General features: G+C 60.5%; 30 protein-coding genes and 1 other RNA gene. 12 read left to right on the forward strand and 19 right to left on the reverse strand.

Translation table 11 applies throughout. The annotated features are described in order from the left end of the window. The 4 genes from PMI11_RS04460 to rimP form a co-directional block, all read right to left on the reverse strand. Positions 1-674: translation initiation factor IF-2 associated domain-containing protein (locus tag PMI11_RS04460; RefSeq protein ID WP_007813836.1), on the reverse strand; the 674-nt coding region annotated here is incomplete at its 3' end. A gap of 102 nt (positions 675-776) precedes the next feature. Then, on the reverse strand, positions 777-1,463 hold the full coding sequence (locus tag PMI11_RS04465; protein ID WP_007813838.1) for an RNA-binding protein: 687 nt from the start codon (positions 1,461-1,463) through the stop codon (positions 777-779). Continuing rightward, positions 1,463-3,067 carry a transcription termination factor NusA gene (gene nusA, locus PMI11_RS04470; RefSeq protein ID WP_007813840.1) on the reverse strand — a complete coding sequence of 535 codons (1,605 nt, stop codon included), beginning with the start codon at positions 3,065-3,067 and terminating at the stop codon, positions 1,463-1,465. The genes PMI11_RS04465 and nusA overlap by 1 nt, the downstream gene beginning before the upstream one ends. A gap of 60 nt (positions 3,068-3,127) precedes the next feature. Then, positions 3,128-3,733 carry a ribosome maturation factor RimP gene (gene rimP / locus PMI11_RS04475; protein ID WP_007813842.1) on the reverse strand — a complete coding sequence of 202 codons (606 nt, stop codon included), beginning with the start codon at positions 3,731-3,733 and terminating at the stop codon, positions 3,128-3,130. 245 nt (positions 3,734-3,978) lie between these two features. Here rimP and PMI11_RS04480 point away from each other — a divergent pair, with 245 nt between their 5' ends. Both PMI11_RS04480 and PMI11_RS04485 read left to right on the forward strand, forming a co-directional pair. After that, positions 3,979-5,610, forward strand: a complete 1,632-nt coding sequence (locus PMI11_RS04480) for an MFS transporter (RefSeq protein WP_037070698.1) — start codon at positions 3,979-3,981, stop codon at positions 5,608-5,610. Positions 5,611-5,618: 8 nt separating this feature from the next. Next, positions 5,619-6,074 (forward strand): GNAT family N-acetyltransferase, encoded by a 456-nt coding sequence (locus PMI11_RS04485; protein ID WP_007813846.1) that lies wholly within the window; start codon positions 5,619-5,621, stop codon positions 6,072-6,074. Positions 6,075-6,095: 21 nt separating this feature from the next. On the opposite strand, the gene PMI11_RS04490 is transcribed toward PMI11_RS04485, so the two are convergent. Together PMI11_RS04490 and recR are read right to left on the reverse strand one after the other, a co-directional pair. Next, complete coding sequence (locus tag PMI11_RS04490; RefSeq protein ID WP_037070700.1) at positions 6,096-7,367, reverse strand: lytic murein transglycosylase; 1,272 nt, start codon at positions 7,365-7,367, stop codon at positions 6,096-6,098. A gap of 173 nt (positions 7,368-7,540) precedes the next feature. Further along, a complete protein-coding gene (gene recR / locus PMI11_RS04495; RefSeq protein ID WP_007813850.1) occupies positions 7,541-8,146 on the reverse strand; it encodes a recombination mediator RecR in 606 nt (201 codons plus the stop codon). A 57-nt stretch (positions 8,147-8,203) separates the two neighbouring features. Here recR and PMI11_RS04500 point away from each other — a divergent pair, with 57 nt between their 5' ends. Further along, positions 8,204-8,821 (forward strand): MOSC domain-containing protein, encoded by a 618-nt coding sequence (locus PMI11_RS04500; RefSeq protein ID WP_007813852.1) that lies wholly within the window; start codon positions 8,204-8,206, stop codon positions 8,819-8,821. Between the two features lies 1 nt (position 8,822). Here PMI11_RS04500 and PMI11_RS04505 read toward each other — a convergent pair whose 3' ends face one another. From PMI11_RS04505 to ffs, 4 genes are all read right to left on the reverse strand, one after another. Next, complete coding sequence (locus tag PMI11_RS04505; protein WP_007813853.1) at positions 8,823-9,434, reverse strand: LysE family translocator; 612 nt, start codon at positions 9,432-9,434, stop codon at positions 8,823-8,825. 52 nt (positions 9,435-9,486) lie between these two features. Further along, positions 9,487-9,810, reverse strand: a complete 324-nt coding sequence (locus PMI11_RS04510) for a YbaB/EbfC family nucleoid-associated protein (protein WP_007813855.1) — start codon at positions 9,808-9,810, stop codon at positions 9,487-9,489. 19 nt (positions 9,811-9,829) lie between these two features. Then, on the reverse strand, positions 9,830-11,698 hold the full coding sequence (locus PMI11_RS04515; protein WP_037070676.1) for a DNA polymerase III subunit gamma/tau: 1,869 nt from the start codon (positions 11,696-11,698) through the stop codon (positions 9,830-9,832). Positions 11,699-11,741: 43 nt separating this feature from the next. Beyond that, an RNA gene (gene ffs / locus PMI11_RS35935) (signal recognition particle sRNA small type) lies at positions 11,742-11,839 on the reverse strand. An 89-nt stretch (positions 11,840-11,928) separates the two neighbouring features. Between ffs and PMI11_RS04520 the strand changes: the two genes are divergently transcribed. The 5 genes from PMI11_RS04520 to PMI11_RS04540 all read left to right on the forward strand — a co-directional run bounded on the left by PMI11_RS04520 (position 11,929) and on the right by PMI11_RS04540 (position 14,848). Further along, entirely contained in the window at positions 11,929-12,339 is a 411-nt protein-coding gene (locus PMI11_RS04520) for an HIT domain-containing protein (RefSeq protein ID WP_007813858.1), read from the forward strand. After that, the gene (gene nudC / locus PMI11_RS04525; protein ID WP_007813860.1) at positions 12,336-13,295 is read left to right on the forward strand and encodes an NAD(+) diphosphatase; all 960 of its coding nucleotides are present in this window, start codon (positions 12,336-12,338) and stop codon (positions 13,293-13,295) included. Before PMI11_RS04520 ends, nudC begins: the two co-directional genes overlap by 4 nt. A gap of 61 nt (positions 13,296-13,356) precedes the next feature. After that, a complete protein-coding gene (locus tag PMI11_RS04530; RefSeq protein ID WP_037070681.1) occupies positions 13,357-14,052 on the forward strand; it encodes a helix-turn-helix transcriptional regulator in 696 nt (231 codons plus the stop codon). Positions 14,053-14,122: 70 nt separating this feature from the next. Beyond that, positions 14,123-14,344, forward strand: coding sequence for a hypothetical protein (locus PMI11_RS04535; RefSeq protein ID WP_007813865.1), 222 nt, complete (start codon positions 14,123-14,125; stop codon positions 14,342-14,344). 135 nt (positions 14,345-14,479) lie between these two features. Continuing rightward, entirely contained in the window at positions 14,480-14,848 is a 369-nt protein-coding gene (locus PMI11_RS04540; RefSeq protein ID WP_007813866.1) for a VOC family protein, read from the forward strand. Between the two features lie 56 nt (positions 14,849-14,904). Here PMI11_RS04540 and PMI11_RS04545 read toward each other — a convergent pair whose 3' ends face one another. Continuing rightward, entirely contained in the window at positions 14,905-15,759 is an 855-nt protein-coding gene (locus PMI11_RS04545) for a prephenate dehydratase (protein WP_007813868.1), read from the reverse strand. A gap of 12 nt (positions 15,760-15,771) precedes the next feature. Next, positions 15,772-16,527 (reverse strand): 3-deoxy-manno-octulosonate cytidylyltransferase, encoded by a 756-nt coding sequence (locus PMI11_RS04550; protein WP_007813870.1) that lies wholly within the window; start codon positions 16,525-16,527, stop codon positions 15,772-15,774. Positions 16,528-16,681: 154 nt separating this feature from the next. On the opposite strand from PMI11_RS04550, the gene PMI11_RS04555 reads away from it, so the two are divergent. After that, the gene (locus PMI11_RS04555; protein WP_007813872.1) at positions 16,682-17,254 is read left to right on the forward strand and encodes a c-type cytochrome; all 573 of its coding nucleotides are present in this window, start codon (positions 16,682-16,684) and stop codon (positions 17,252-17,254) included. Between the two features lie 57 nt (positions 17,255-17,311). Here the strand turns inward: PMI11_RS04555 and PMI11_RS04560 are convergent, their stop codons facing one another. Next, a complete protein-coding gene (locus PMI11_RS04560; protein ID WP_007813875.1) occupies positions 17,312-18,259 on the reverse strand; it encodes an AEC family transporter in 948 nt (315 codons plus the stop codon). A 405-nt stretch (positions 18,260-18,664) separates the two neighbouring features. On the opposite strand from PMI11_RS04560, the gene PMI11_RS04565 reads away from it, so the two are divergent. Next, positions 18,665-19,657, forward strand: a complete 993-nt coding sequence (locus PMI11_RS04565) for an adenosine kinase (protein ID WP_007813877.1) — start codon at positions 18,665-18,667, stop codon at positions 19,655-19,657. Here PMI11_RS04565 and PMI11_RS04570 read toward each other — a convergent pair. Then, entirely contained in the window at positions 19,650-20,189 is a 540-nt protein-coding gene (locus PMI11_RS04570) for an SH3 domain-containing protein (RefSeq protein WP_007813880.1), read from the reverse strand. The two genes, PMI11_RS04565 and PMI11_RS04570, sit on opposite strands and share 8 nt — an antisense overlap. Positions 20,190-20,366: 177 nt before the next feature. Here PMI11_RS04570 and PMI11_RS04575 point away from each other — a divergent pair, with 177 nt between their 5' ends. Then, positions 20,367-21,368 carry a 2-hydroxyacid dehydrogenase gene (locus PMI11_RS04575; RefSeq protein ID WP_007813881.1) on the forward strand — a complete coding sequence of 334 codons (1,002 nt, stop codon included), beginning with the start codon at positions 20,367-20,369 and terminating at the stop codon, positions 21,366-21,368. A 33-nt stretch (positions 21,369-21,401) separates the two neighbouring features. On the opposite strand, the gene PMI11_RS04580 is transcribed toward PMI11_RS04575, so the two are convergent. The 4 genes from PMI11_RS04580 to PMI11_RS04595 all read right to left on the reverse strand — a co-directional run bounded on the left by PMI11_RS04580 (position 21,402) and on the right by PMI11_RS04595 (position 24,141). Next, positions 21,402-21,875 carry a GNAT family N-acetyltransferase gene (locus tag PMI11_RS04580; RefSeq protein WP_007813884.1) on the reverse strand — a complete coding sequence of 158 codons (474 nt, stop codon included), beginning with the start codon at positions 21,873-21,875 and terminating at the stop codon, positions 21,402-21,404. Further along, positions 21,872-22,696, reverse strand: coding sequence for a molybdopterin-synthase adenylyltransferase MoeB (locus tag PMI11_RS04585; protein ID WP_007813887.1), 825 nt, complete (start codon positions 22,694-22,696; stop codon positions 21,872-21,874). The genes PMI11_RS04580 and PMI11_RS04585 overlap by 4 nt, the downstream gene beginning before the upstream one ends. Then, a complete protein-coding gene (gene recF, locus PMI11_RS04590; protein ID WP_007813889.1) occupies positions 22,693-23,817 on the reverse strand; it encodes a DNA replication/repair protein RecF in 1,125 nt (374 codons plus the stop codon). The genes PMI11_RS04585 and recF overlap by 4 nt, the downstream gene beginning before the upstream one ends. A gap of 123 nt (positions 23,818-23,940) precedes the next feature. After that, a complete protein-coding gene (locus PMI11_RS04595) occupies positions 23,941-24,141 on the reverse strand; it encodes a hypothetical protein (RefSeq protein WP_007813892.1) in 201 nt (66 codons plus the stop codon). A gap of 277 nt (positions 24,142-24,418) precedes the next feature. Between PMI11_RS04595 and PMI11_RS04600 the strand changes: the two genes are divergently transcribed. Next, complete coding sequence (locus PMI11_RS04600) at positions 24,419-24,784, forward strand: helix-turn-helix domain-containing protein (protein WP_007813894.1); 366 nt, start codon at positions 24,419-24,421, stop codon at positions 24,782-24,784. A 33-nt stretch (positions 24,785-24,817) separates the two neighbouring features. Here the strand turns inward: PMI11_RS04600 and PMI11_RS04605 are convergent, their stop codons facing one another. After that, a complete protein-coding gene (locus PMI11_RS04605) occupies positions 24,818-25,024 on the reverse strand; it encodes a hypothetical protein (protein WP_007813896.1) in 207 nt (68 codons plus the stop codon). Between the last annotated feature and the right edge of the window lie 206 nt (positions 25,025-25,230).

A 25,230-nucleotide genomic window follows, 5' to 3' on the forward strand; every position in this document is an offset into this window, starting at 1 on the left:
GGTGCGCCTGCCGGTGCCGGCTGCTGCGGACGAGGAGTTTCAACACGTGCTTCCGCTACAGGAGCGGCAGGTGGTTCGGCCAAGGCTGCTGCTGCGGCCTCCGCCTGGCGTACGGCCTCTTCTGCGGCACGCAGCTTGGCTTCTTCCGCTTCGGCGGCCTGGCGTACGGCCTCTTCTGCGGCGCGGCGCTTTTCTTCCTCAGCGCGACGGATGGCGTCCTGCGCGTCACGGGCTTGCGCGTCGGCAAGCGCGCGGCGACGGGCATCCATTTCCTCAGGCGAAAGGTGGTTCAGCACCACGGGACGCGGACGATCCTGCTGGCGCTGCGGCTGCTGGTAGGATTGCTGCGGACGCTGGTTTGTCTGCTGCGGGCGCTGGTTGTTCTGGCCACCAGGCTGTTGAATGCGCGGGGCCGGCGCCGACTGCTGCGGGCGAGCCTGCACAGGCGCCGGCGCCGGTTCAGGCGCGCGCACCGGAGCTATGGGAGCAGGTGTCATCGGCTTTTCGTCTTCAGGGCGCATGGGGCGCCGCTTGCGGGTCTCGACGACGACCGCTTTGGTGCGACCGCGACCCATATCCTGGCGAACGGTACCCTGGCTCATTCCTGATGGTTTCAGGGTGAGGGTTTTCTTCCCCGTTGCGCTGATTGTCTTGTCGTCGTTGCTGTCGGTCATTCGTTCCCGTTCCTTCGGACAGGGAACGATGAAGCCATCAGACCCTGTCAATCACATACAATCGATCAATGATATTGCGGCCGGCTTCCGCCGGTGACCGCATCATTGTTTTTGCTGGCCAGCGCCGCCCGGTGCCCGGGACTGACCGCCGTTACGGTACTGTTCGAGCATCTTTGCGCGCTTCACTACACCTTCACCCGCCTGCCCTGCAAGCACTGCGGCATGGATAAAAGCATTCTGGCCCATCACCCCTTCCATTTCGCTCTCCGAGAAGAGACGGAAGGAAGGTATTTCCTCCTCGGTTTCCATTCCGAGGTGCCAGGCCTTGCGAGCCTGGTCTATTTTTCTTACGCCGTCGGCTGCTGCCTCCGTCGAATGGAACACCGCCAGCGCAGCTCCGCTGCGGATCGCGGCATCCACCTTGGCCGAGCCGGTGACGAGCTGGCCCGCCTTGCGTGCCATGTTCATCATCTGCAGAAGCTGCAGCAGAAACAGCCGCTCCACCCGCTCGCCGAGATCATCGGCTGCCTTCACATCGGCCTTGAGGGCGCGAGCGAAAAGCTTTTTCGCCACCGCCCTCTCGACCAGCGACCGGTCGATCTTCACCCAGCAGCCGCGTCCCGGCAGCTCGCGTTTCAGATCCGGCACCACCGTCCCGTCAGGGGCGGCCACGAAGCGGATCAGCTCATCCGGCGATCCGCTTTCGCGTGTTGCGATGCACATGCGGCCGTTCACGTCGTAACCTGCAAGATCATCGTCCTCAGGAGATGTGTCCGGCGTCAGTGTCATTATGCGTCCTGCTCGGTCGCATCGGCTTCGACAGCTTCCGCGCCCTTCGCAAGGTCTTCTTCAGTGATCCAGCCGGCGAGCAGGCGGGCCTGCACAACCATCTGTTCGGCTTCGACGCGCGAAATGTCGAACTTCGAGAACAGGCCTTCGAACTTCTTCGTTTCGCCATTCTTGCGTTCGGTCCAGCCGACGAGATCGTCGGCTGCGCAGCCTGCGAAGTCCTCGATCGTCTTGATACCGTCTTCGCCGAGCGCCACCATCATCTGGGCGGTTATGCCGTCGATCTGGCGCAGCTCGTCGGCAACGCCGAGAGCCTTGCGCTTCTCGTCCATTTCCGCCTCGAGCTTCTCGAGGAATTCGCGGGCGCGGGTCTGGATTTCCTGCGCCGTGTCTTCGTCGAAACCGTCGATCGAGGAGATTTCGTCGAGATCGACATAAGCCAGCTCCTCGACGGCGGCGAATCCTTCCGAAGCCAAGACCTGTCCGACCATCTCGTCGACGTCGAGCGCATCCATGAAGAGGTTTGTGCGCTCGTTGAATTCCTTCTGACGGCGCTCGGACTCTTCGGCTTCCGTCATGATGTCTATGTCCCAGCCCGTCAGCTGCGAAGCGAGACGGACATTCTGGCCGCGGCGGCCGATGGCGAGCGAAAGCTGCTCGTCCGGAACGACCACTTCGATGCGTTCGGCATCTTCGTCGAGAACGACCTTTGCGACTTCGGCCGGCTGCAGGGCATTGACGACGAAGGTCGCCGGATCCTGCGACCAGGGAATGATGTCAATCTTCTCGCCCTGGAGTTCGCCGACAACGGCCTGGACGCGCGAACCGCGCATACCGACGCAGGCGCCGACCGGATCGATCGAGCTGTCATTCGAAATCACGGCGATCTTGGCGCGCGAACCCGGATCGCGGGCAACCGACTTCACCTGGATGATGCCGTCGTAAATTTCCGGCACTTCCATGGTGAAGAGCTTCACCATGAACTGCGGATGCGTGCGCGACAGGAAGATCTGCGGGCCGCGCTGCTCGCGACGGACATCATATACGTACGCACGGACGCGATCGCCATAGCGAACATTCTCGCGCGGGATCATTTCATCACGTCGGATGATGCCTTCACCGCGGCCGAGGTCGACGATGACGTTGCCATATTCGACGCGCTTGACCGTCCCGTTGACGATTTCGCCGACACGATCCTTGAATTCGTCGAACTGGCGGTCACGCTCGGCTTCGCGCACCTTCTGCACGATAACCTGCTTGGCCGACTGTGCGGCGATGCGGCCGAAATCCATCGGCGGCAGCGGATCGGCGATAAAGTCGCCGATGGCGGCGTCCGGGTTGCGGTCGCGGGCCAGTTCCAGCGGGATCTGCGTGGAATAGTCTTCGGCCTTCTCGACGACTTCGAGCAGGCGCTGCAGGCGGATTTCGCCGGTCTTCGGGTTGATGTCGGCGCGGATATTGGATTCGGTACCGTAACGGGAACGCGCCGCCTTCTGGATGGCATCGGCCATCGCGGCAAGCACGATCTCGCGGTCGATGACCTTTTCGCGCGCCACTGCATCTGCGATCTGCAGAAGTTCGAGCCGGTTTGCACTGACTGCCATTGTTGTGTTTCTCCGTCCTTGACTACCCGGGTTCCCGTCCCTGGAGCTTACGTTGATCGGTTATTCTTCGTCGTCCGCTTCGTTCTGGTTCGCAGCCTGCGCCTTTGCCAGCTTGTCGGCGCGCAGTGCATCCCGGATCAGATCGTCGGTCAGAATGAGTTTGGCATCGCTGAGCGCAGTGAAGGGAATGACGACCTTCTGCTCCTCGCCATAGGCAACCTGATCGCGTTCGATCGTAAACCCATCGGCGTCCGCTTCGACGATCTTGCCGCGGAAGCGTTTGCGATTGCCGATCATGATCGACGTTTCGCACTTTACGAGGTGGCCCTGCCAGCGAGTAAAATCGGACTTCCGCACGAGAGGGCGGTCGATACCCGGCGAAGACACTTCCAGATGATACTCTTTATCGATCGGATCTTCCACATCGAGCACCGGAGAAATCGCCATGGAGACCTGCTCGCAGTCCTCGACGCTCATCGTGCCATCGTTCTTCTCGGCCATGACCTGCATCGTCATGCCATTCTGGTTGAGCATGCGAACGCGAATGAGGCGAAAGCCGATGTCGACGAGTACGGGTTCGATGATATCGGCAAGACGCTGGTCAAGCCCGGTCTCGGTGATCAGCCGCGGCTCATGCTGATTGTCTGCGTTTGTCAGATCCGACAAGCGGTGCGCTCCCTGCGATTTCTGGCATTCGGGGTGATCGCGCTAATAAAAAAGAGCGGGTCCTTGCGGCCCACTCTTCATCGAACGATCAAGAATTTGAGTGCCATATAGTCCCGTTTTTTAGAAATTGCAAGGTCGGCGCCGATTCCGCCTCTTCCACCCCTGCAAGTGCAAGCTAACCTATGGCGAGCACCTATCTTCCGCATATATTGCTGTCGCGGCACAACGATAAAAGCGGGGGAAACGTGGCCTATACGTCTTCGACATTTGCGCCTTTACGGCATGAGACCTACCGCACCATCTGGTTTGCAAGCCTCGCCTCGAACTTCGGCGGCCTGATTCAGGCCGTCGGTGCCGCCTGGATGATGACGCTCATCACCTCGTCCGAGGACATGGTTGCGCTGGTCCAGACCTCGACGGCGCTGCCGATCATGCTGTTCTCGCTGATCTCGGGCGCTCTCGCCGACAATTATGATCGGCGTCGGATCATGCTGACGGCGCAATCCGCGATGCTCGTGGTTTCGATCGTGTTGACGGCCTGCGCCTTTCTCGGCTGGATTACACCCGGACTGCTGCTCTTCTTCACGTTTCTCATCGGCTGCGGCACAGCGCTCAACAATCCTTCCTGGCAGGCCTCGGTTGGCGACATGGTGCCGCGCGCCGATTTGCCGGGCGCGGTTACGCTGAACAGCATGGGCTTCAATATTACCCGCAGTGTCGGTCCGGCGATCGGTGGTGCCATCGTGGCGGCTGCCGGTGCCGCCGCGGCCTTTGCAGTGAACGCGCTGAGCTACATTGCGCTCCTTTATGTGCTGTTCCGCTGGCGGCCGAGCACGCCAGTCTCGACGTTGCCGCGCGAAACACTTGGCAGCGCCATTTTTGCCGGCCTGCGTTATGTCTCCATGTCGCCCAACCTCGAAAAGATCCTCCTGAGGGGGCTGATATTCGGTATCGGCGCGAGTTCTATCCAGGCGCTGCTGCCGGTCGTCGCGCTCGATCTCGTCTCTGGCGGGCCGCTGACCTATGGTTTCATGCTCGGCGCCTTCGGCGTCGGCGCGATCGGTGGTGCCATCCTGAGCACCAGGCTGCGCGAGATGTTCTCCAGCGAGACGATCATCCGCCTGGCCTTTTCAGGCTTTGCACTTAGCGCCGTGATCGCAGCTCTCAGCCCAAGTGCTGTGCTCACCTCGGCCGGGCTGCTTGTAGCCGGTGCCTGCTGGGTTTCGGCGCTTTCGCTCTTCAATATCATCGTCCAGCTTTCGACGCCGCGCTGGGTGGTCGGCCGCGCTTTGTCGCTCTACCAGACCGTTACTTTCGGCGGCATTGCCGGCGGAAGCTGGCTCTGGGGTGTTGCTGCCGATCGGTATGGTCTTTCGAATGCGTTGCTGATGTCGGCTGCGGTCCTGCTGTTTGGAGTCGTGATCGGCCTGCGCTTTCCCATGCCGGCTTTCGCTTCGCTCAATCTCGATCCGCTGAACCGCTTTATCGAGCCCGCACTCGGTCTCGATATCACGCCGCGCAGCGGCCCGATCGTCATCCAGGTCGCTTACCAGATTGCCGATGACGATCTGGCCGAATTCATGATGCTGATGGAAGAGCGCCGCCGCATCCGCATCCGTGATGGCGCGCGCAACTGGGCGCTGATGCGCGATCTCGAAAATCCTGGCCTCTGGACGGAAACCTATCATACGCCGACCTGGGTCGAATATATCAGGCACAATCAGCGCCGCACACAGGCCGATGCCGAAAATACCGACCGGCTTCGCGCCCTGCACCGCGGCGGGGGCCTGCCGAACGTTCATCGCATGATCGAACGACAGGCCATTCCGCCCGTCGATGACGTCTTCCACAAGGCACCGATCGATCTGCACCATTGAGGTCAGGCATGCACGTCTTCCGAAGCGCACGACAATCCGATCTCGCCGAGATCATCCGGCTGCTCGCCGATGATGATCTCGGCAGCATGCGGGAGGTCGTCTCGGATCCCGTCGATATACGCTATCTCGCGGCCTTCGCCGCAATCGAGGCAGATCCCAACCAGTTGCTTGCCGTCGCAACCGACGAGACCGACCGGGTCGTCGGCTGCCTGCAGCTGAGCTTTCTTCCCGGCCTTTCGCGAACGGGCATGTGGCGGGGCCAGATTGAAAGCGTGCGCATTGCAAAGGGCCATCGCGGTTCCGGGTTGGGCTCGCAATTCATTGAATGGGCGATTGCCCGCTGCGCGGAACGTGGTTGCGGTCTCGTGCAGCTCACATCCGACAAGACGCGCGGGGATTCGATCCGGTTTTATGAAAGGCTCGGCTTTGTGACGAGCCATAAGGGGCTGAAGCGCAACCTGTAAAGCCCGCTTGGCGCGCGCCTCTTACTTGAGCTTGCCCTTCATCGATGCCTCGGGAAAGCAAGTCGGTTTCATGCCGTTCTTTTCCTGCCACTGGCCGATCGCGCGGCGTGTCTTGTAGCCAGGCAGTCCATCCGAACCACCGACATCGTAACCCTGCCGTTCCAGCGCGCGCTGCATGGCGGCGACATCCGAGCGCAGCATCTTGCCGACATCGCCCCATTGTCCCTGGAAGGCTCCGGAACCGGAGGCGATACGGTCGGCAAGGTTGCCGATATAGAGGGCATAGAGGTCGGAGTTGTTGTATTCCTTGATGATATAGAAGTTCGGCGTGACGATGAATTCCGGCCCGTCACGCCCGGCCGGCACCAGCATCATGCCCTGCGCTTTTAACTCGCCGGATGGAAAACCCTTGCCGGAAATACGGTTGATGCCGAGCGACGCCCAGTGGGAGAGCGGCTTGGCAAGATCAGGCCCTTCCTGCGCGCAGGAGACGGCGTCGGGGATCGTCACTTCGAAGCCCCAGTCGCGGTCGCGCTGCCAGCCCTTTTTCACGAGGAAATTGGCAATCGAGGCGAGCGTGTCGGGAACCGAGGTCCAGATATTGCGGTGACCGTCACCGTCGAAATCGACGGCATATTTCAGGTAGCTCGTCGGCATGAACTGCGGCTGGCCGAGCGCACCTGCCGACGATCCCTTGAAATCGGCAGGGGTCACGTCGCCGCCGTCGAGAATATGCAGCGCAGCGATCAGCTCCATCCGGAACATCTCCTTGCGCGTCGACATGAAGGCCTTGGTCGCCAGAACCTCGACGGCGGAATTCGGGATCTTCGCAGCGCCGAAACCCGTCTCGCGTCCCCAGATTGCCAGCACGATCGAGCCCGGCACGCCATAGGTCTTTTCAATGCGGCTGAGCGTCGAGGCATATTGCGAGGCAAAGCCGCGTCCGGTCATCGCAAGCCGCTTCAGCCGATCCTCGTTGAAATAGGGGCCAGGGGAGGAAAACTCAGCCTGGGTCTGCTTCTGCTCCTTCGGCGGCGGAAAGCCGGGAGGAGCAAGATCGGTCAGGGTCCAATCCAGTTCGACACCGGAAAAGGCGGCGCGGAAGGTCTTCTCTGAAATGCCGTTCTTTTTCGCTTCCGGCCAGAGATCGGCCTGCACCCATTTTTCGAATTGGGCTTCGACATCGGCTTTCGAAGGTGCGGCGTAAGAGGGCAAGGGAAAAAGTGCGGGCACCAACATGAGCGTCAATATCCGCAGCCGCCGTAAAATACCCCCCTCTGCCCTGCCGGGCATCTCCCCCACAGGTGGGGAGATTGGCTGGGCGCGCTGTTTTTCGCCAGCTATCGACGTCTCAACCGGGCAAACCGTTTGTGAGGCGGGAAACCAGAGCCGCTTGCGATCTCCCTCCTTGTGGGGGAGATGCCCGGCAGGGCAGAGGGGGGTGGTTTGCCGCATCCTCAATTCCCTCATATTGCTGTGCGCGCTCGAAGCGCAGCTGTCAGCGTACCCTCGTCGAGATAGTCGAGCTCGCCCCCCACGGGTACGCCATGCGCCAGCCGCGTGATCTTCACATTGAGATCCGCAAGCTGATCGGTGATGTAATGCGCCGTCGTCTGGCCCTCGACGGTCGCGTTCACGGCGATGATGATTTCCTTGATGCCGCCCTCGCCGACGCGGTTGATCAGCCCGCGGATATTGAGATCGTCAGGGCCGACTCCGTCCAGCGGCGAGAGCGTGCCGCCAAGCACATGATAGGCGGCGTTCAGCGCGCCGGCGCGTTCCAGCGCCCAGAGATCCGAGACATCCTCGACGACGATGATGACGGATTGGTCACGCTGCGCATCGGTGCAGACCGTGCAGGGATCGACCGTATCGACATTGCCGCAGCGCGAGCAAATCTTCACCTTGTCATAGGCCTCGCCCATTGCATGTGAGAGAGGACCAAGCAGCTGGTCCTTCTTCTTGATGAGATGCAGTGCCGCCCGCCGCGCCGAGCGCGGCCCGAGGCCCGGCACTTTCGCCAGAAGCTGGATCAGTTTTTCGATTTCGGGGCCGGTGACTCGCTTTGCCATGCGCCGTTCTTAACTGATATGGAACGAAAACGGAATCACGGAAGAATCGCTGAAACCATGAAAATCTTCGCCGTCTGCCGTGGCTCTGCCGAAAGGCTGCCGGGCAAGAGCTATAAGACCGGTATCTTCAAACATGCCGTCACCGGCGGCGTCATGATCGATGCCGAAGGCCTCCTCGGCGATGCGATCTGCAACAGGAAACACCACGGCGGCGTCGATCAGGCCGTCTATCTGGAGGGTTCTGTCAGCCTCGACTGGTGGGCGAGCGAACTCGGCCACCCCGTCGAGCCCGGCACCTTCGGCGAGAATCTCGTCATCGAAGGGCTTGATAACCGCGATGTCGCGGTCGGCGACCGCTTCATGACAGGCGAACTGATCCTCGAAGTCACATCCTGCCGCATCCCCTGCGCCACGTTTGCTGCGAGGATGAACGATCCGAAATTCGTCAAGCGCTACACCAGGGCAGCACGCCCCGGCATTTATTGCCGCGTGATATCAAATGGAATCGTGGAAGCTGGAATGCCGGTCGAGTATAAGCCATTTTCGGGCGTTGCAGTCACCATGCTGGAAATGATGGAAACCTTCGGACGCCGGCTTTCAGCAGCAGACCGCGAGCGCTATCTGGCGGCGCCTGTTCACTACAAGCTGCGAGCCGAACTGGAAGCACAGCAATAGCTCAGCGGATCGCGATCGTGACGGCAGCGCCCGCCATCGTTCCCGCACTCACCCGATTGGCGATCCGCACGGCACGCCGGCTCTTCAGGAAACCGCGCGCCTTTGCTGCGAGGAACATCCAGCTGAAATCGACGACAGCCAGAACGACGAACAGCGTGACGACGAGTTCGGCCCAGCCGGCAAGCGATACCGACGGGATGTCGATGATCGACGGCAGAAGTGCCACATAGAACATCATGATCTTCGGATTGCCGAGCGCAATCGCCAACCCGGTCAGAAACATCCGACCACGCGAACGTTCCTGCGGCAGCTCTTCTTCCTCGACCTCGGCTTTGGCAACCCACATTTTCCAGGCGAGATAGAGAAGGTAGAGCACGCCGAGCCACTTGATGACGACGAAGACGTGGTAGAAACTTTCGGCGATCGCCGAGAGGCCGGCAATGGCGCAGGTCAGCCAGATCGCATCCCCGGCCCACATGCCGAACAGGAAAGGCAGCACGTCACGCGCGCCTTTCGAGATGACCCGGGCAACAAGCGCCGCAACGCTCGGACCGGGCGTCCCGGCTGCAATGAAAAGAGCGCCGGCGAAAACCAGCAGCGTCGTCAAGGTCATCATCTCCCGTCTCCTCTTCCGGGACCAGTCATTACCGGACCAGTCGACGAGATCAGAAAGGCAGCTTGAAACCGGGCGGGATCGGCAGGCCGGCCGTCAGCGCCTTGGTCTTTTCGGCAGCGATGGCTTCCGCCTTGTCCTTGGCGTCCTTGTGGGCGGCAACGATCAGGTCTTCGAGGATTTCGACATCGTCTTCCTTGAAGAGGGAAGGGTCGATCTTCAGGCTCTTCAATTCGCCCTTGCCGGAGATGATGACGGTGACGAGCCCGCCGCCTGCCTTGCCTTCGGCGGTCAGCTCGGCGATTTCCGCCTGCATCTGCTCCATCTTGGCCTGCATTTCCTTGACTTTGCCCATCATGCCCATGATGTCGCGCATCGTCTTCTCCTTCTTGAAACTAGAATTCTATGTCGTCGCCGGGCAGGATATCGCCCTCTTCGGATTCGGCGGCAGCTGGCGGGTTGACCTCCTCCGCTTCTTCCTCCGGCGTCGGCGCCCTCACGCGCACGTCGATGATCTTGGCGCCCGGGAACTGGGCGAGGATTGCCGCGACGTCAGGATCCTGGCGTGCGTCGCTGACGCGCTGCTCCTGCGCTCTTGCCTCCGCCTCCACCATCGTCGGCCCGCCTTCTTCGCGGCTGGTGCTGACGATCCAGTGGATGCCTGTCCATTCCTTGAGCTTGACGGCAAGCTCGTTGAGCAGCGTGCCGGGTGCGCCCTCGGTGAGGTTTACGTCCAGACGGCCTGGCTCGATCCGTACGGGCCGCACGAAGTTGCGCACCAATGCCTTGAGTTTGACATCGCGTTTTTCGGCAGCGAGATCAACGATATCGCCGATCGAATTGACCGGCACGAGCGGCTTCGGCGCTTCCGCCGGCTTCGTCTCGACGCGGCCGATACTCTGCGGCTCCGGATTGGGCACGGCGCGCAGCATGGCGGTTGGCCCCGAGGGCTGCGTCCGTGGGGCGGGCTCGGGAGCCCGTGCCGTCACATTCGTCTGGTAGGGCACACGCGTGCCGCCGCCATTGCCCGAAGGCACAGGAGAAGACGGGCGTGGCGCACTGTTTTCGTTGGAAAATTCCGCAAGCCGCCGCGCCGCATCCTCAGGTGCCGGCAGATGTGCTGCATGCGCGAGCCGGATCAGCACCATCTCGGCCGCACCCGCCGTGCGCGAAGAGTTTTCCGTCTCCGGAATGCCCTTCAGCAGCATCTGCCAGATGCGCGAGAGCGTTGTGACTGCGACACCTTGCGCAAATTCCGCAGCTTTGGTGCGCTCCACTTCGCTGAGCGATGGGTCGTTCGCGGCATCGGGTACATATTTCAGCCGCGTCACCAGATGCGTGAAGTCGGCAAGATCCGTCAGCACGACGACCGGGTTGGCGCCTGCCTCGTACTGGCTCTGGAATTCATTGAGGGCGCTTGCGACATCGCCGCGCACGATATGCTGGAAGAGATCAACGATGCGGGCGCGATCGGCAAGGCCGAGCATGCCGCGCACGGCTTCCGCCTGCACCACGCCGCCGCCATGGGCGATCGCTTGGTCCATCAGCGACAGGCCGTCACGGGCAGAACCTTCCGCGGCGCGCGCGATCATCGCCAGCGCATCCGGTTCCGCCTCGATGCCTTCCTTGGCGGCGATGGTCGAAAACAGGCCGACGAGATCGGAAGCGCTGATGCGGCGCAGGTCGAAGCGCTGGCAGCGCGAGAGAACGGTGATCGGAACCTTGCGGATTTCCGTCGTCGCGAAGATGAATTTCACATGTTCCGGCGGCTCTTCGAGTGTCTTCAACAACCCGTTGAAGGCTTGCGTCGAAAGCATGTGCACTTCGTCGATGATATAGACTTTGAAGCGGGCAGAAACCGGCCGGTAGCGCACCTGCTCAATGATCTCTCTGATATCGTCGATGCCGGTATGCGAGGCGGCATCCATCTCGATCACGTCGACATGGCGGCCTTCCATGATTGCTTGGCAATGTTCGCCCGGCACACGAAGGTCGATCGTCGGCTTGTCGATCTCGGCAGTCTTGTAGTTCAGCGCCCGCGCCAGAATGCGCGCCGTCGTCGTCTTGCCCACCCCGCGCACGCCGGTCAGCATATAGGCCTGCGCGATGCGGCCGGTCTCGAAGGCATTGGTGAGCGTGCGGACCATCGGCTCCTGGCCGACCATCAGGTCCGTAAAATCCTTGGGGCGGTATTTGCGTGCCAGCACCCGGTATCCGGTGCCCGTCGAGGCGGCATCTTGTGATTGTCGCTCGGTGTCGCTCATCGCCCTGCTTGCGCCCGGAAGGCCGGGCTTCTTGGAAGAGAAGGTGGGAGGCTGGCACGATGACCCGTGCCGGGGCTCGTTAGGGCTGCTTCCTTCCGGACCTGACCCGGTTGGCGAGTGGCTCGTCCACCACCAACCTCCCGGATGCACATATCGGCAAAATCGTCATCAAAAGCAAGCCAAGCTCCAAAAAAACTGCTAGTCCATTGGAAAACATGAGGAGAATGCCTTTGAGCGATTTCGTGATCGACCCCAGGCTGGAAAACGACAGCACCAGTCTCATGGTGACTGGCCTGTGCGACGTCAGGCTGTCGAAGGATGCTCGCTGGCCCTGGTTGATCCTGGTGCCGCGCCGGGCTGATATCACGGAGATCTTCGAATTGACGCCGCTTGATCAGGTGCTGTTGACCTTCGAGATCGAGCTTGTCTCCGCAGCACTCAAGAAGGTCACCGGTGCCACAAAAATCAATGTCGGAGCTCTTGGCAATATCGTCCGCCAGCTTCATGTTCATGTCATTGCGCGTTCCGAAGGTGACGCGAACTGGCCGGGTCCCATATGGGGTTTCGGCAAGGTCGAACCTTACGAGGACGCAACAAGAGACGAATTCATAGCAAAGCTGCGGGAAGCCCTTTCACCATGAGTCATTCGCTTTTCGATTCGGACGTGCCGCATCCGGAACCCAGCAATCTCACCGCCTTTGCCGCAAACGACCTGCACCGCGACAGCGAACATCGCGATGAAGGCTCTGTCGAAAAGGCGCTCGCCCGCGAAGGCACGCATATTTTCGCCTTCGCCAGGGACAAGCTAGTGCTCAAGCACGACGGCCAGGTGCTCGATCCGCTCTTTGCCCGCTATGAACTGCAGGAGCTGAAACCGAATTGGGACGAAACCGTGCTGCTCGGCTATCGCAAAACCGGCGAGCCGCGCCTGGCCGTGCCCGTCGGCATCGATGTCGAGGATATGGCGAGCCAGTACAAGCCGGTCGACGGCCGCTCGCTCTTTCGCGACGAGCTTGTCGACGAAATGCTGCTCGGCGAGTTCGCCCAGGCGGCAAGCCTCATCCGCTGGAACGGCGACAATCAGTTTTGTGGCCGCTGCGGCTCGGTCATGGAAATCCGCATCGGCGGTTACAAGCGGGTCTGCACTGCTTGCGAGCACATGATCTTCCCGCGCACCGATCCCGTCGTCATCATGCTGACGATCGATGAGGAGCGTGATCTTTGCCTGCTCGGACGCAGCCCGCATTTCGCGCCCGGCATGTATTCCTGTCTGGCGGGCTTCCTGGAACCAGGCGAGACCATTGAAAATGCCGTTCGCCGTGAAACGCTGGAAGAATCCGGCATCAAGACCGGCCGTATCCGCTATCATGCCTCCCAACCTTGGCCGATGCCGCATTCGCTGATGATCGGCTGTTATGCCGAGGCGAAGTCGCGCGATATCCACCGCGATGAGGCTGAGCTCGAGGATTGCCGCTGGTTCACCCGCGAGGAAACCATCGAAATGCTGGAGCGTCCTGGCGTCAACGGCAAGGCGCCGCCGCCGAAGGGTGCGATTGCCCATCGCCTGATGCGCGATTGGGTCGAGTGGAAACGCTGAACAAGAGGTCGGAGAGCACGGATGATCGTCAGCCGGCCCGGCCTGTCTGCATGAGGGCATAATCATGGTCGCCCGCTCAGAACGGCTGCTGACCCTGCTTCAGACACTCCGGCGCTATCGGCGGCCGGTCACTGGCATCGTGTTGGCCGAAGAAACGGGTGTCAGCCTTCGCACGCTCTACCGCGATATTGCGAGCCTTCAGGCGCAAGGCGCCATGATCGAGGGCGAGGCCGGCATAGGCTATGTGCTGAAACCCGGCTTCATGCTGCCGCCGATGATGTTTTCCGAGGAGGAGCTGGAAGCACTGGTGCTTGGCTCGCGTTGGGTGGCGCGCGCCGCCGAGCCGCGCCTGGCCAATGCCGGCGCTGATGCGCTGGCAAAGATCGCCGCGGTGTTGCCGCCCGACATGCGCGATATGGTCGATTCGGCCACACTTTTTGTCGGCCGCAAACGGCAGGATGAGGACAAGGCGGATGTTTCGGCCATCCGCAAGGCAATCCGCCTGGAGCGTATCCTTGAACTGCATTATGGCGACGAACAGGGGCGTATCTCCCGCCGCCGTGTCTGGCCTTTCGCGCTCGGCTATTTCGAGCATGTGCGCATCATCATGGCCTGGTGCGAACTGCGCCAGGATTTCCGTCATTTCCGCACCGATCGCATCATCGATATGACGATCCATGACGCGCGGTATCCGCGTCGTCGCACCGTTCTCCTGAAGCAATGGCGGGAAACGCAGGATACTCCGATCGAGCACTAACGCTACTGCCATAAACTGTCAGCAGGAACCGCTATTATCAGTACCAGTCCAGCAGGAAGGAGTACTGATCATGGGAATGCCTCAAGTCGTTCAATATGCCGGCCGTCGTACTTCAGTCGAAGCCGGAAAAAACCTTCGTTCGCGTCTGGTGCGCCTGTTTGCCGACAGGTTCACAGGAGCGTCATCACGCCGTCCGCGCCTCGATCTCGAGACGATGCCGCAATGGCACAAGCGCGATCTCGGCATCATGGACGGACAGGATTGGCGCGTCGGCGACGATCTCTTCCGTTAAGGCCGCACGCCGGCCTCATTGATATTCCTCCCGGTAACGAAGCGGCGCTGTCTGCAGCGCTGCAATCGGAAAGCTGCTGCCATAAAATGGCAGCAGCTTTCGGCCGGGCATCTTTCAACCCAGTGGAGAACTGAAATGGCCAGCCCCAATCTTATTATCCTCTATGTCAAGGATCCCGCCGAAAGCGCCGCCTTCTACCGCAATATTCTAAGCCGCGAGCCGGCGGTGGAGGCGCCGAATTTCGTCGCCTTTCCGCTCGATGGCGGCTTCACCCTCGGCCTCTGGCGCCGCAGCAACGTCGAACCGCAACCCTCTGCCATCGGCAATCGCGGTGAGGTCGCCTTCATGGTCGATGGAGAAAATGCCGTCGCCAGGCACTACGAAGACTGGCGCGGCCGCGGCCTGCCCTTCGCTCAGGATCTGACCGAACTCGACTTCGGTCCGACCTTCGTCGTGCTGGACCCGGATGGACATCGGCTGCGTGTTTGTGAGCCGGATAAATAAATTGAAATATGGATAAAGCCTCTCCGGTCTGCCGCCGGGGAGGCTTTGGCTAATCCTTAGAGAAGTCCCCGCATTGGATGGCCCTTGTAGACGCCGAGGATGCGCACTTTCTCGGAGAAGAAACGCAGTTCCTCCAGTGCCCGCCGCACATGCGCATCGTTCGGGTGGCCCTCGATATCGGCGTAGAACTGCGTCGCCACGAACTTGCCGCCGAGCTGATAGCTTTCGAGCTTCGTCATGTTGATGTTATTAGTCGCAAAACCGCCGAGCGCCTTGTAGAGCGCTGCCGGAATATTGCGGACGTTGAAGACGAAGGTGGTGACGATCTTCTCGTCACTGGCAGCGCGTTCTGCCCATTCCTCATCACGTGACAGCACAACGAAGCGCGTCACATTGTTTTCTGTATCTTCGACATTCTCGGCGATGATATCGAGACCATAGAGATCGGCGGCAAGGCGCGGCGCGAGCGCTGCCATAGAGCGATCGCCGGTTTCCTTGACGAGCTTGGCAGCCCCTGCCGTATCGCCGGCGATCACAGGCTTCCAGCCATTGGCGCGTACGATCTTGCGGCACTGGCCGAGCGCATGGATATGGCTGTGCACCGTGCGGATCTCGTCCTTCGTCACCCCCGGCAGCACCATGAGCTGAAAGCGGATCGGCATGAAATATTCGCCGATGATGTGCAGGCGCGATTCCGGCAGCAGGTGGTGGATATCGGCGACGCGGCCTGCGATCGTGTTCTCGATCGGAATCATGCCGATATCGGCGTCGCCATTGTCGACCGCCGTGAAGGCATCCTCGAAGGTCTGGCAGGGCAACGGCTCCATGGTCGGAAACATGTCGCGGCTCGCCATGTCGGAATTGGCGCCGAATTCGCCCTGGAAGGCGATCCTGTTGGTCTTGATGTTCATGAGGAAAATCCGTCAGTTGGCCTTTGCCGAGAGAATGCGCCGCGCCTTTTCGAGGTCGGCGGGAGTATCGACACCGAGCGGAACCGTGTCAACGATCTCGACATCGATGCGCATGCCGGCTTCGAGCGCCCGCAACTGCTCCAGCGATTCGCGTTTTTCCAGCGTCCCACGGTCGAGGGAGACAAAGCGCTCCAGTGCTGCGCGCCGATAGGCGTAAAGCCCGATATGGTGATAGAGCGGCCCTTCGCCATAAGGCGCGGTCGTGCGCGTGAAGTAAAGCGCGCGCAGACGGCTTTCGGAGACAGGCGTGCCGACGACCTTGACGATGTGTGGCGCTGTCTTGTCCTCCTCGTTGTCGATCTCGGTCGTCAACGTGCCGATATCGACCTCCGGGTTATCGAGGGGACGCAATGCTGCACGGACCGTTTCCGGATCGATTGTCGGAAGATCGCCCTGGACGTTCACGATAATTTTCGCCTTTTTGTCCGGATCCACGATCGTCAGTGCCTCGAAAATGCGGTCCGAGCCGACCTGATGGTCCTTGCTCGTCATGATCACTTCAAAGCCTGCTGCGGCCACAGTGTCGAAAACGTCCTGATCATCGACCGCCACGATGACGCGCCCAATAGCCGCTTCCTGCGCTCGTTTCGCCACCTGTACGATCATCGGCAGACCGCAAATATCGGCGAGCGGCTTGCCCGGAAGACGGGTCGAGGCCATGCGTGCGGGGATCAGCACCAGCACGCCATCTAATTTTGAATCAGTCATTGTTCGGGCCTTCTAATCCGGGCTGAAAAGTGGCAAAAAGTCTCACGCACAAGACCATTTAGACAGTTGCAACGAATAGCCAAAAGACATAGGTTCCGCGCAATTTCAAGATGGTCCGGTTTCTGGTCTGCCGGCTGCAAGGGGAGCATTGCAGATGAATTCATACGTCAATACGGCCGTGGGGGCGCTGCTGGGAACGATCTTCGTTCTTATGTCGGTCTCCATCGCGTCCGAGGGGATCTTCCATTCCGAGGCGCCGGAGAAGGAAGGTTTTGCCATCGTCGCCGAGGAGGCACCCGCCGCCGGCGGTGAAGGCGCACCTGCTGCCGTTGCTGTCCCGATCGCGCAGCTGCTTGCCAGCGCCGACGCCAAGGCCGGCGAGACCGTATTCAAGAAGTGTCAGGCCTGTCATGACGGCACCAAAGGCGGACCGAACAAAGTCGGTCCGAACCTCTTTGGTGTCGTAGATCGCCCGATCGCCTCGCATGAAGGCTTTGCCTATTCCGCTGCCATGAAGGACTTCTCCAAGGGCAGCAGCGAACATTGGACCTTCGAAAACCTCAACAAGTTCCTGACGGCGCCGAAGAAGGATGTCCCGGGCACCGCCATGGGCTTTGCCGGTCTGCCGAAGGATCAGGACCGCGCCAACGTCATTCTCTATCTGCACACGCTGGCAGATTCACCGGCTCCGTTGCCGGATCCGAATGCGCCGACTGCAACGCAGTAAGAAGCGCCTAATTTTTTCGAGAAGAAGCCCGGTCGTAAGCCGGGCTTTTTTATTGCCTCAGGCACCGAGAATATAGGCCCAGAAGGAAACGGTGATGGCGCCAAGCGCCGTGGTCACTGTGATCGTCGAGGCGGCGAGGCTGTGACCGACGCCGAAGCGGTTGGCGATCAGCCAGGCATTCACCCCCGTCGGCACCGATGAGGTCAGCACCAGAGCCGCCGCCCACTCGTTGTTGAGGCCGAAAAGATGGCTTGCAGCCCACACGCAGCCAGGCAGCAGCAGCAGCTTGAAGGCGGAGGTCACGCTGGCGATTCCGACATTGCCGGAGACGCCGTATTTCTGCAGCGCCATACCGAGCGAAATCAGCGCCGCCGGACCGGCCGTGCCGGCGATCTGCCCAACCACGGAGCTGACCGTTACCGGCATGGTCAGGCCCGAGACGTGAAAGGCGGCACCCGCCGCGATGCCGATGACCAGCGGGTTGTGTAGCAGGTTCAGGCCGATCTGCTTCAGTACCAAGGTCATGCTACGGTCGCTCTTGCCGGAAATCTTGCGTTCGGCATGTTCCATCATGATCGTGCCGGCCACCATCATGATCGGCAGATGCACGGCAAGCAGGATGGAAAGGGCAACAAGCCCTTCGCTGCCCACGGTACGCTCGACCAGCGGCAGGCCGATGAAGATGTTGTTGGCAAAAGCCGAGGATACGCCGGCAAGCACGCCGATCCGCTCATCGCGCCCGAAGAAACGCGTGGCAACGATGTGCCCGGCCGTCCATGTCACCGCGACACCGGCGAAATAGACGATCCAGAGTCGGAACGGCGACGCGCCATGGAAATCGGCCTCGGCGATAGTGCGGAAAAGCAGCAGCGGCACGGCGATCTTGAAGACGAACTCGCTCAAGGCATCGCCGACCTCAGCCGTCAGCAACCCTATACGGACAATCAGCCAGCCGATGAGAATGAGAAGGAAGATCGGAAGAACGTCGAAGATGATGGCTGACATAAACTGCTGCTCTGCGCGGGGATCCCCGAGGTCTAGCAGCTAATCGCCAGCCATGACAAATGCCTTGGATATAATATCTTTCGCGGCGCAACAAAAAAAGCGGGCTAGGCCCGCTTTTCCGCATCCGGTCCTGCCGGATAGCCGGTTGCGATACTGCCAGTTCATCCGTGGTCAGCGTCGTCCCGGTAAGATTGAAGAGATCATCTCTCCCATACCCGGCCATACGAGATACCTGCATGCCGGTCTTCCTGATGCTGTTTTTAGGCAGGCACGATGACAGCGGCATGACGAATAAACGGCAGTTTTGCGAAGACTTGGAAGGCGGTGTGCTGTTTATCCTTCCAATACCGACAAATTTCGCTAAGACCGATTACCGGCTATCACAAATCCGGGACTTCCCATTTCATGACCAAATTCGATGTTCTGACAGTCGGCAACGCAATCGTCGATATTATCGCCCGTTGCGACGACCAGTTCCTCATTGACAACAAGATCACCAAGGCAGCGATGAACCTCATCGATGCCGACCGCGCCGGACTGCTCTATTCTCGCATGGGGCCGGCACTCGAAGCTTCCGGCGGCAGCGCCGGCAATACGGCTGCAGGCGTTGCAAGCCTCGGCGGCAAGGCCGCCTATTTCGGCAAGGTCGCGGAAGACCAGCTCGGCGAGATCTTCGCGCATGATATCCGTGCTCAGGGCGTTCACTACCGGACCGAGGCCAAGGGCAAATTTCCGCCGACCGCACGCTCGATGATTTTCGTCACCGATGACGGCGAACGCTCGATGAACACCTATCTCGGCGCCTGCGTCGAACTCGGGCCTGAGGATGTCGAAGCGGATGTGGTGGCGCAAGCCAAGGTGACGTATTTCGAAGGTTATCTCTGGGATCCGCCGCGTGCCAAGGAAGCGATCCTCGATTGCGCCCGCATCGCCCACGAGAACGGCCGCGAAATGTCGATGACGCTCTCCGACAGCTTCTGCGTCGATCGCTACCGCAGCGAATTCCTGGACCTGATGCGCTCGGGCAAGGTCGATGTCGTCTTTGCCAACCGCCAGGAGATCCTGTCGCTTTACGAGACTGACGATTTTGAGGAAGCGCTGAACAAGATCGCCAAGGATTGCAAGATCGCCGCCGTGACCATGAGCGAGGACGGTGCCGTGATCTTGAAGGGCAACGAGCGCCATTACGTCGATGCGATCAAGATCAATGAAGTGGTCGATACGACCGGCGCCGGCGACCTCTTCGCCTCAGGCTTCCTCTACGGCTATACGCAGGGCCGCACGCTGGAAGACTGCGGCAAGCTCGGCTGCCTTGCCGCCGGCATCGTCATCCAGCAGATCGGCCCGCGGCCGATGAAGTCTCTGTCCGAAGCTGCAAAGGAGGCAGGCCTTATTTGAAGGCCTCGCCTGGATAGGCACCCCAGATTTCCGACTGCGCCACCCAGCCTTCGGCGCCGTCGGTTTTAGCGAAGCACCAGTCGCCGTTGCATTCACCGATCGAGATCATCACGCCAGGCTCCAGCTTGGCGACAATGCTGGCGGACGGCTGTGACTCACGGCGCAGGTTGACATAGACGCCCTTGCCCTTGCCCTTCATCCACGGTGCCGCGATTGCGGCCCGCTGGCCTGACAGCAGCGACTGATTGACCCAGCCCTCCGTGCCGTCGGCATCGCGGATACGGCGCCAGTTGTCGTATTCCTGGATGATCTCGACCGGCAAGCCCGTCTTCAGATACATCCACGAAACCGCATAATCCGTTCCCGGCCCGATGCGCAGGTTCACGCGTTTGGACTTCAGCGTCACGAAGCGCGGCAGCGGCAGGCCGCTCGGCCCCTTGGCCGCCTGTGCTTGCGCAAATTCGATGGTGCCCGCCGATACGGCAAAGGCAACCGCCAGGACGAGGCAGGAATTCATAACTGTGCGACGCATGGAAGCTTCCGTTGGCTCGAATTCGCAGCAGGCCGCGCCTGCTCGCTTTCCGGGATTTCCCGGCCGCCACACGAGTTTTGTTTGTCTTCGCGTGCGGGTCTGGTAGAAAATGCCCGGAACGGGAAAATGATCGCCCATCTTGGTTAAAGACCTCTAAACAAGGCACTGCAAGCCGCTATGACGACGAAGAAAAAACCGAAGGTCTACATAACCCGCAAGCTGCCTGATGTCGTCGAAACCCGCATGCGCGAGCTTTTCGATGCCGAGTTGAATATCGACGATACGCCGCGATCTGTCCCCGAACTCGTCGAAGCCGTCAGGACCTGCGACGTGCTGGTTCCGACCGTGACCGACCGCATCGATGCGGCCCTGATCGAACAGGCCGGGCCGCAGATGAAGCTGATCGCCAGCTTTTCCAACGGCACTGACCATATCGATGTCGAAGCCGCCGCCCGTAAAGGCATCACCGTCACCAACACGCCGAACGTACTGACCGATGACACTGCCGACATGACCATGGCGCTGATCCTCGCCGTGCCGCGACGGATCGGCGAAGGTGCGCGCGTGTTGACCGACAGGCCCGGCGAATGGGCAGGCTGGTCTCCGACATGGATGCTCGGGCGACGCATCCATGGAAAGCGAATCGGCATCGTCGGCATGGGCCGTATCGGCACGGCCGTTGCGCGACGCGCCAAGGCCTTCGGCCTGTCGATCCATTATCACAACCGCAAGCGCGTCAATCCGGCGACCGAGGATGAGCTTGAGGCGACTTATTGGGAAAGCCTCGACCAGATGCTCGCCCGCGTCGACATCGTCTCGGTCAATTGCCCCTCAACGCCTGCAACCTTCCATCTCTTGTCGGCAAGGCGCCTGGCGCTGCTTCAGCCGACGGCCTATCTCGTCAATACTTCTCGCGGTGACGTGATCGACGAGGCTGCTCTCATCAAAAGCCTGCGGGAAGGAAAGATCGCCGGCGCCGGGCTCGATGTTTTCGAGAACGAACCTGTCGTCAATCCGAAACTGGTAAAGCTCGCCAATGAGGGCAAGGTGGTGCTCTTGCCGCATATGAGCTCGGCAACGATCGAGGGACGTGCGGAGATGGGCGACAAGGTCATCATCAACATCCGCGCCTTCATCGATGGTCATCGCCCACCGAATCGGGTGCTGCCGGGCCGGTGACGGCCGAAGCGCGCTCATCTTCAGCCGGCCGGATTAGCCGGCCAGCGCTTTCTTCATCTCGATAAACGTCACGCGCGTAAAACCCGGATGGGATTTCTCTGCGGTCTTTTCAAAGCCCCAGGCAGCGAAGGTCGAGTGATTGTCGACGAGCTCTATCCGTGTCTCGAGCCTCAATGCCGGAAGGCTCAGATTAAGCGCCGTCTCTTCGGCGATATCAAGCAGTTGCCGGCCGATGCCCCTGCCTTGCGCGGATGGCAGAACCGCGAGTTTTCCGACATAGAGGCAATCTTTCTCCGGGCGCAGGAAAATGCAGCCGGCAAGCTGCCCCGCATTCTCGACGACATAGGCGATTTCTGCCTTTGCCTTTTCCACCAGCGATTCCATCGTCAGGCGAGTTGCGGAGGAGGGCGGATCGATGCGGCCCTCCATATAGGCGAAGGATGCGAGAATGAGATCGAGCAGTTCGCTCCAGCGGGCAAAGCTCTCATCGATGCGAAAAGGCGTCATGCGGTCCTGCTCTGCCTCGCGCGCCGACGCTTGTAGCGGATCGTATCGAAACGAGCAGACAGGGCGTCATAGAGCAGCAAGCGGCCGATCAACGGCTCTCCGGCACCGGTAATGAGCTTGATCGCTTCCATGGCCATCAGCGTGCCGATCACGCCCGTCAATGCACCAATGATACCGGCCTCCGCGCAGGCGGGGATCAATCCCGCCGGCGGTGCTTCGGGAAATAGGTCGCGATATCCAGGGTTCTGCGTGCCGTCTTCGGCGGCCTCATAGGGTTTCAGCACGGTCAGCGATCCGTCGAAGCGGCCGACGGCCCCTGTCACAAGTGGGATACGCGCTTCTTCTGCTGCATCGGCGGCCATATAGCGCGTATCGAAATTATCCGAGCCGTCGATCAGGAGATCGAAGGAGGAGAGGTGCAAACGCGCCGTATCGGCGGAAAGGCGCTCAGTGAAACGGATGACCTTGATATGCGGGTTCAGCCGAACGATCGCAATGGCCGCGCTTTCCGTCTTCATTTCGCCGATCGTGCCGGAATCGTGGATCACCTGTCGCTGCAGGTTGGAGAGCGAAACACGGTCGTCATCGGCAATACCGAGCGTGCCGACGCCTGCGGCCGCCAGATATTGCAGGATCGGCGCCCCGAGCCCTCCGGCGCCGATGACAAGCACGCGCGCGGCCTTGAGCTTCTGCTGGCCCGCGCCGCCGATTTCCGGCAGCAGGATATGGCGATGATAACGTGCGATTTCGTCCGGGCTGAGGGGTTCCATGGGCGTGATGCTAACACGCCCCGAACCGTCGGGAGAAGCGCTGTCGCTCATTCGAAAACCCTTCCGTCGGCAACCGTGAAAAACTGTGCCCGCTCGGCAAGTGCGGCAAACATCTGATGGTCCGTTCCCGTCATGAAGGCCTGGCCGCCAAGCCCGTCTATGAGGTCGAACAGTGCGGCTCGGCGTCCCTCGTCGAGATGGGCGGCAATTTCGTCCAGGAGCAGAACCGGCGCATGGCCGGTAAGGTTGCCGACGAGCCGCGCATGGGCAAGCACAAGGCCCACCAGCAGGGCTTTCTGCTCGCCGGTGGAGCAGCGCGCCGCTTCCATCTGCTTCTCACGATGATGCACGATGAGATCGGCGCGATGCGGCCCCTCCAGCGTGCGTCCGGCGCCGGCATCGCGGTAACGGTTGGCGGCGAGCGTTGCCGTATACTCATCTTCCAGATCGACCGAGGGTCGGGAGAACTGGCCATCCATGAAGCCCGAGAGCTGCAGCGACGCTGATGGGAAGGGGGAGGTCTCGCGGCTTTCCTCGATGAGGCGTGTCAGCAGGCCGAGCATTTCCTGCCGGGCGAGCGCCATGGCAATACCGAGGCTTGCCATCTGCTCCTCGATGCCGGAAAGCCAGGACGGGTCGAAGCGGCTCTCATCGAGCAGCTTGTTGCGGCTGCGCATGGCGCGCTCGAAATCGCTCGCCCGCCTGCCGTGCTCAGGGTCGAGCGACAGCACCAGCCTGTCGAGGAACCGTCTGCGATCGGATGATCCGCCGGTAAAGAGCCCGTCCATTGCCGGTGTCAGCCAGAGCACGCGCAGGTGGTCCGTCAGCTCGTCAACCGTCTTGGCCGTGGTTCCGTTGATGCGCAGACGGCGTGCCGTCGTCTCGTCGCTGGCATCGATCCCCGTGCCGATCTCGACATCGCCTTCCATGCCATCGAGCTCGGCAAAGATCGAAAATCCGCCCGTAGCACCGACGCGGGTGATATCGCCATAGGCGGCGCGGCGCAGCCCGCGTCCCGGCGACAGGAAGGAGACCGCCTCCATCAGGTTGGTTTTGCCGGCGCCGTTGTCACCGGTCAGCACCACGTGCCGCCCGTCGAGCGCAAGCGAGGCCGACGCATAATTGCGAAAGTCGGTCAGTTTCAGACGGGCAAGGGCAACCTTATGCGGCATCGGATATCCGGAAACATCAAGGCTGATAGTGAGAGCCTTTCCTGGTCAGAATGATTCAATCTGACCAGGAAAGGCTCTAAGCCGAAGCTATCGGGATATCAAGGCTGAGAGCCGTTTCGGCTGTCAATGCCTGCGAGGGGTGGGCGGCTCAAGCTGTGCCTCGGCCTCCGCAATCGCCTTTTCGATCCAATAGCGGAGATCCGGCCGGTCTTCGATGGAGCCGCGCAGCGATTTCAATGAATCGATCATCATCATCAGTTTCTGGCGGCGCATATCGATGACGATACTGTCGGCATCAGATTTCCCGGTGGGAGCGGATGTCATGCAGTATTCGAAGCCTCTTATCTGACCGGTACTATAGGGGTTCCGGCGCGAGTAACTATCGTCCCATGCAATGAAGTCAACTACAGGGTGTTCAATTTTTCGCGACATCGCCGCAAAGTCATTAAGTGAGGATTAGAAGTTGTAGATCAGCGAAGCGAATAGCTATTTTGGCGGCCTAATGTCCAAAAAAAGTCGGTTGAAAATTGCAACTTCCGGGTTGAGATATTCAGCTGACGCTATATGGTAAATGAAGGTTTTACCGGGAGAGAGTGCAGCAGTGCCAGATCCGATTGATATCATTGTTGGCAGCAACGTGAGACAGCTTCGCGCCCGCCGACGTGTTTCTCAACTGGAGCTCGGCGAAGCGCTTGGCCTTACATTCCAGCAGATACAGAAATACGAGAAGGGGACTAACCGCGTCTCGGCCAGCAAGCTGCATCAGATAGCGGTCTTCCTGGGGGTCGATATTTCAGAGCTATTTGAAGGTACGGGAATTTCCCAGTTTACCAACCGCGTCGAGCTGAGCCCCGAGGCCTATGAACTGGCGGTCAGCTTTGACAGGTTGAGCTCGATTGCGGGCAAGCAGGCGGTCAAGACGATCCTCAACCTCATGTGCGGTCAGGCAACCGAAAACGCCGCTTGATACGTCGCACGTATCCTTGAAATCGACGGGATTTCAGTGAAGCTCGCGCTCATGCAGAGCGACGAGCAGGGCATCCTGCGTCTGATGGCCGGCATGATAGAGGTCAATCGCGATGCTGGCGATCGAAAGGCCCTGCTGGCTGCGAAGCTTGATGTTGCGTTCGGCACACCACGAATAGAGCGCACCTGCCAACGCATCGACATCTTCGGACAGGCAATTTGAAAAGTTCGTTGCCGACATGGAGATACCCTCTGTTAGTCCCGGACTGCGGGCCAAAGACAGTATGGATCTCAGTAACTTGCAAGCGTCATCGGATCTGTGCGTTAACACAAGACATCTGCGTTTCGATCTGCGTCCCGACTTGAAACAGCTGTCCTGAATTGGAGCGCGCATGAAAAAAGCCGGAGGCGGAACCTCCGGCTTTCGCAATTTCGATGCGTGTCGAG

The organism is Rhizobium sp. CF142 (assembly GCF_000281145.1).
Classification (GTDB): Bacteria; Pseudomonadota; Alphaproteobacteria; order Rhizobiales; family Rhizobiaceae; genus Rhizobium.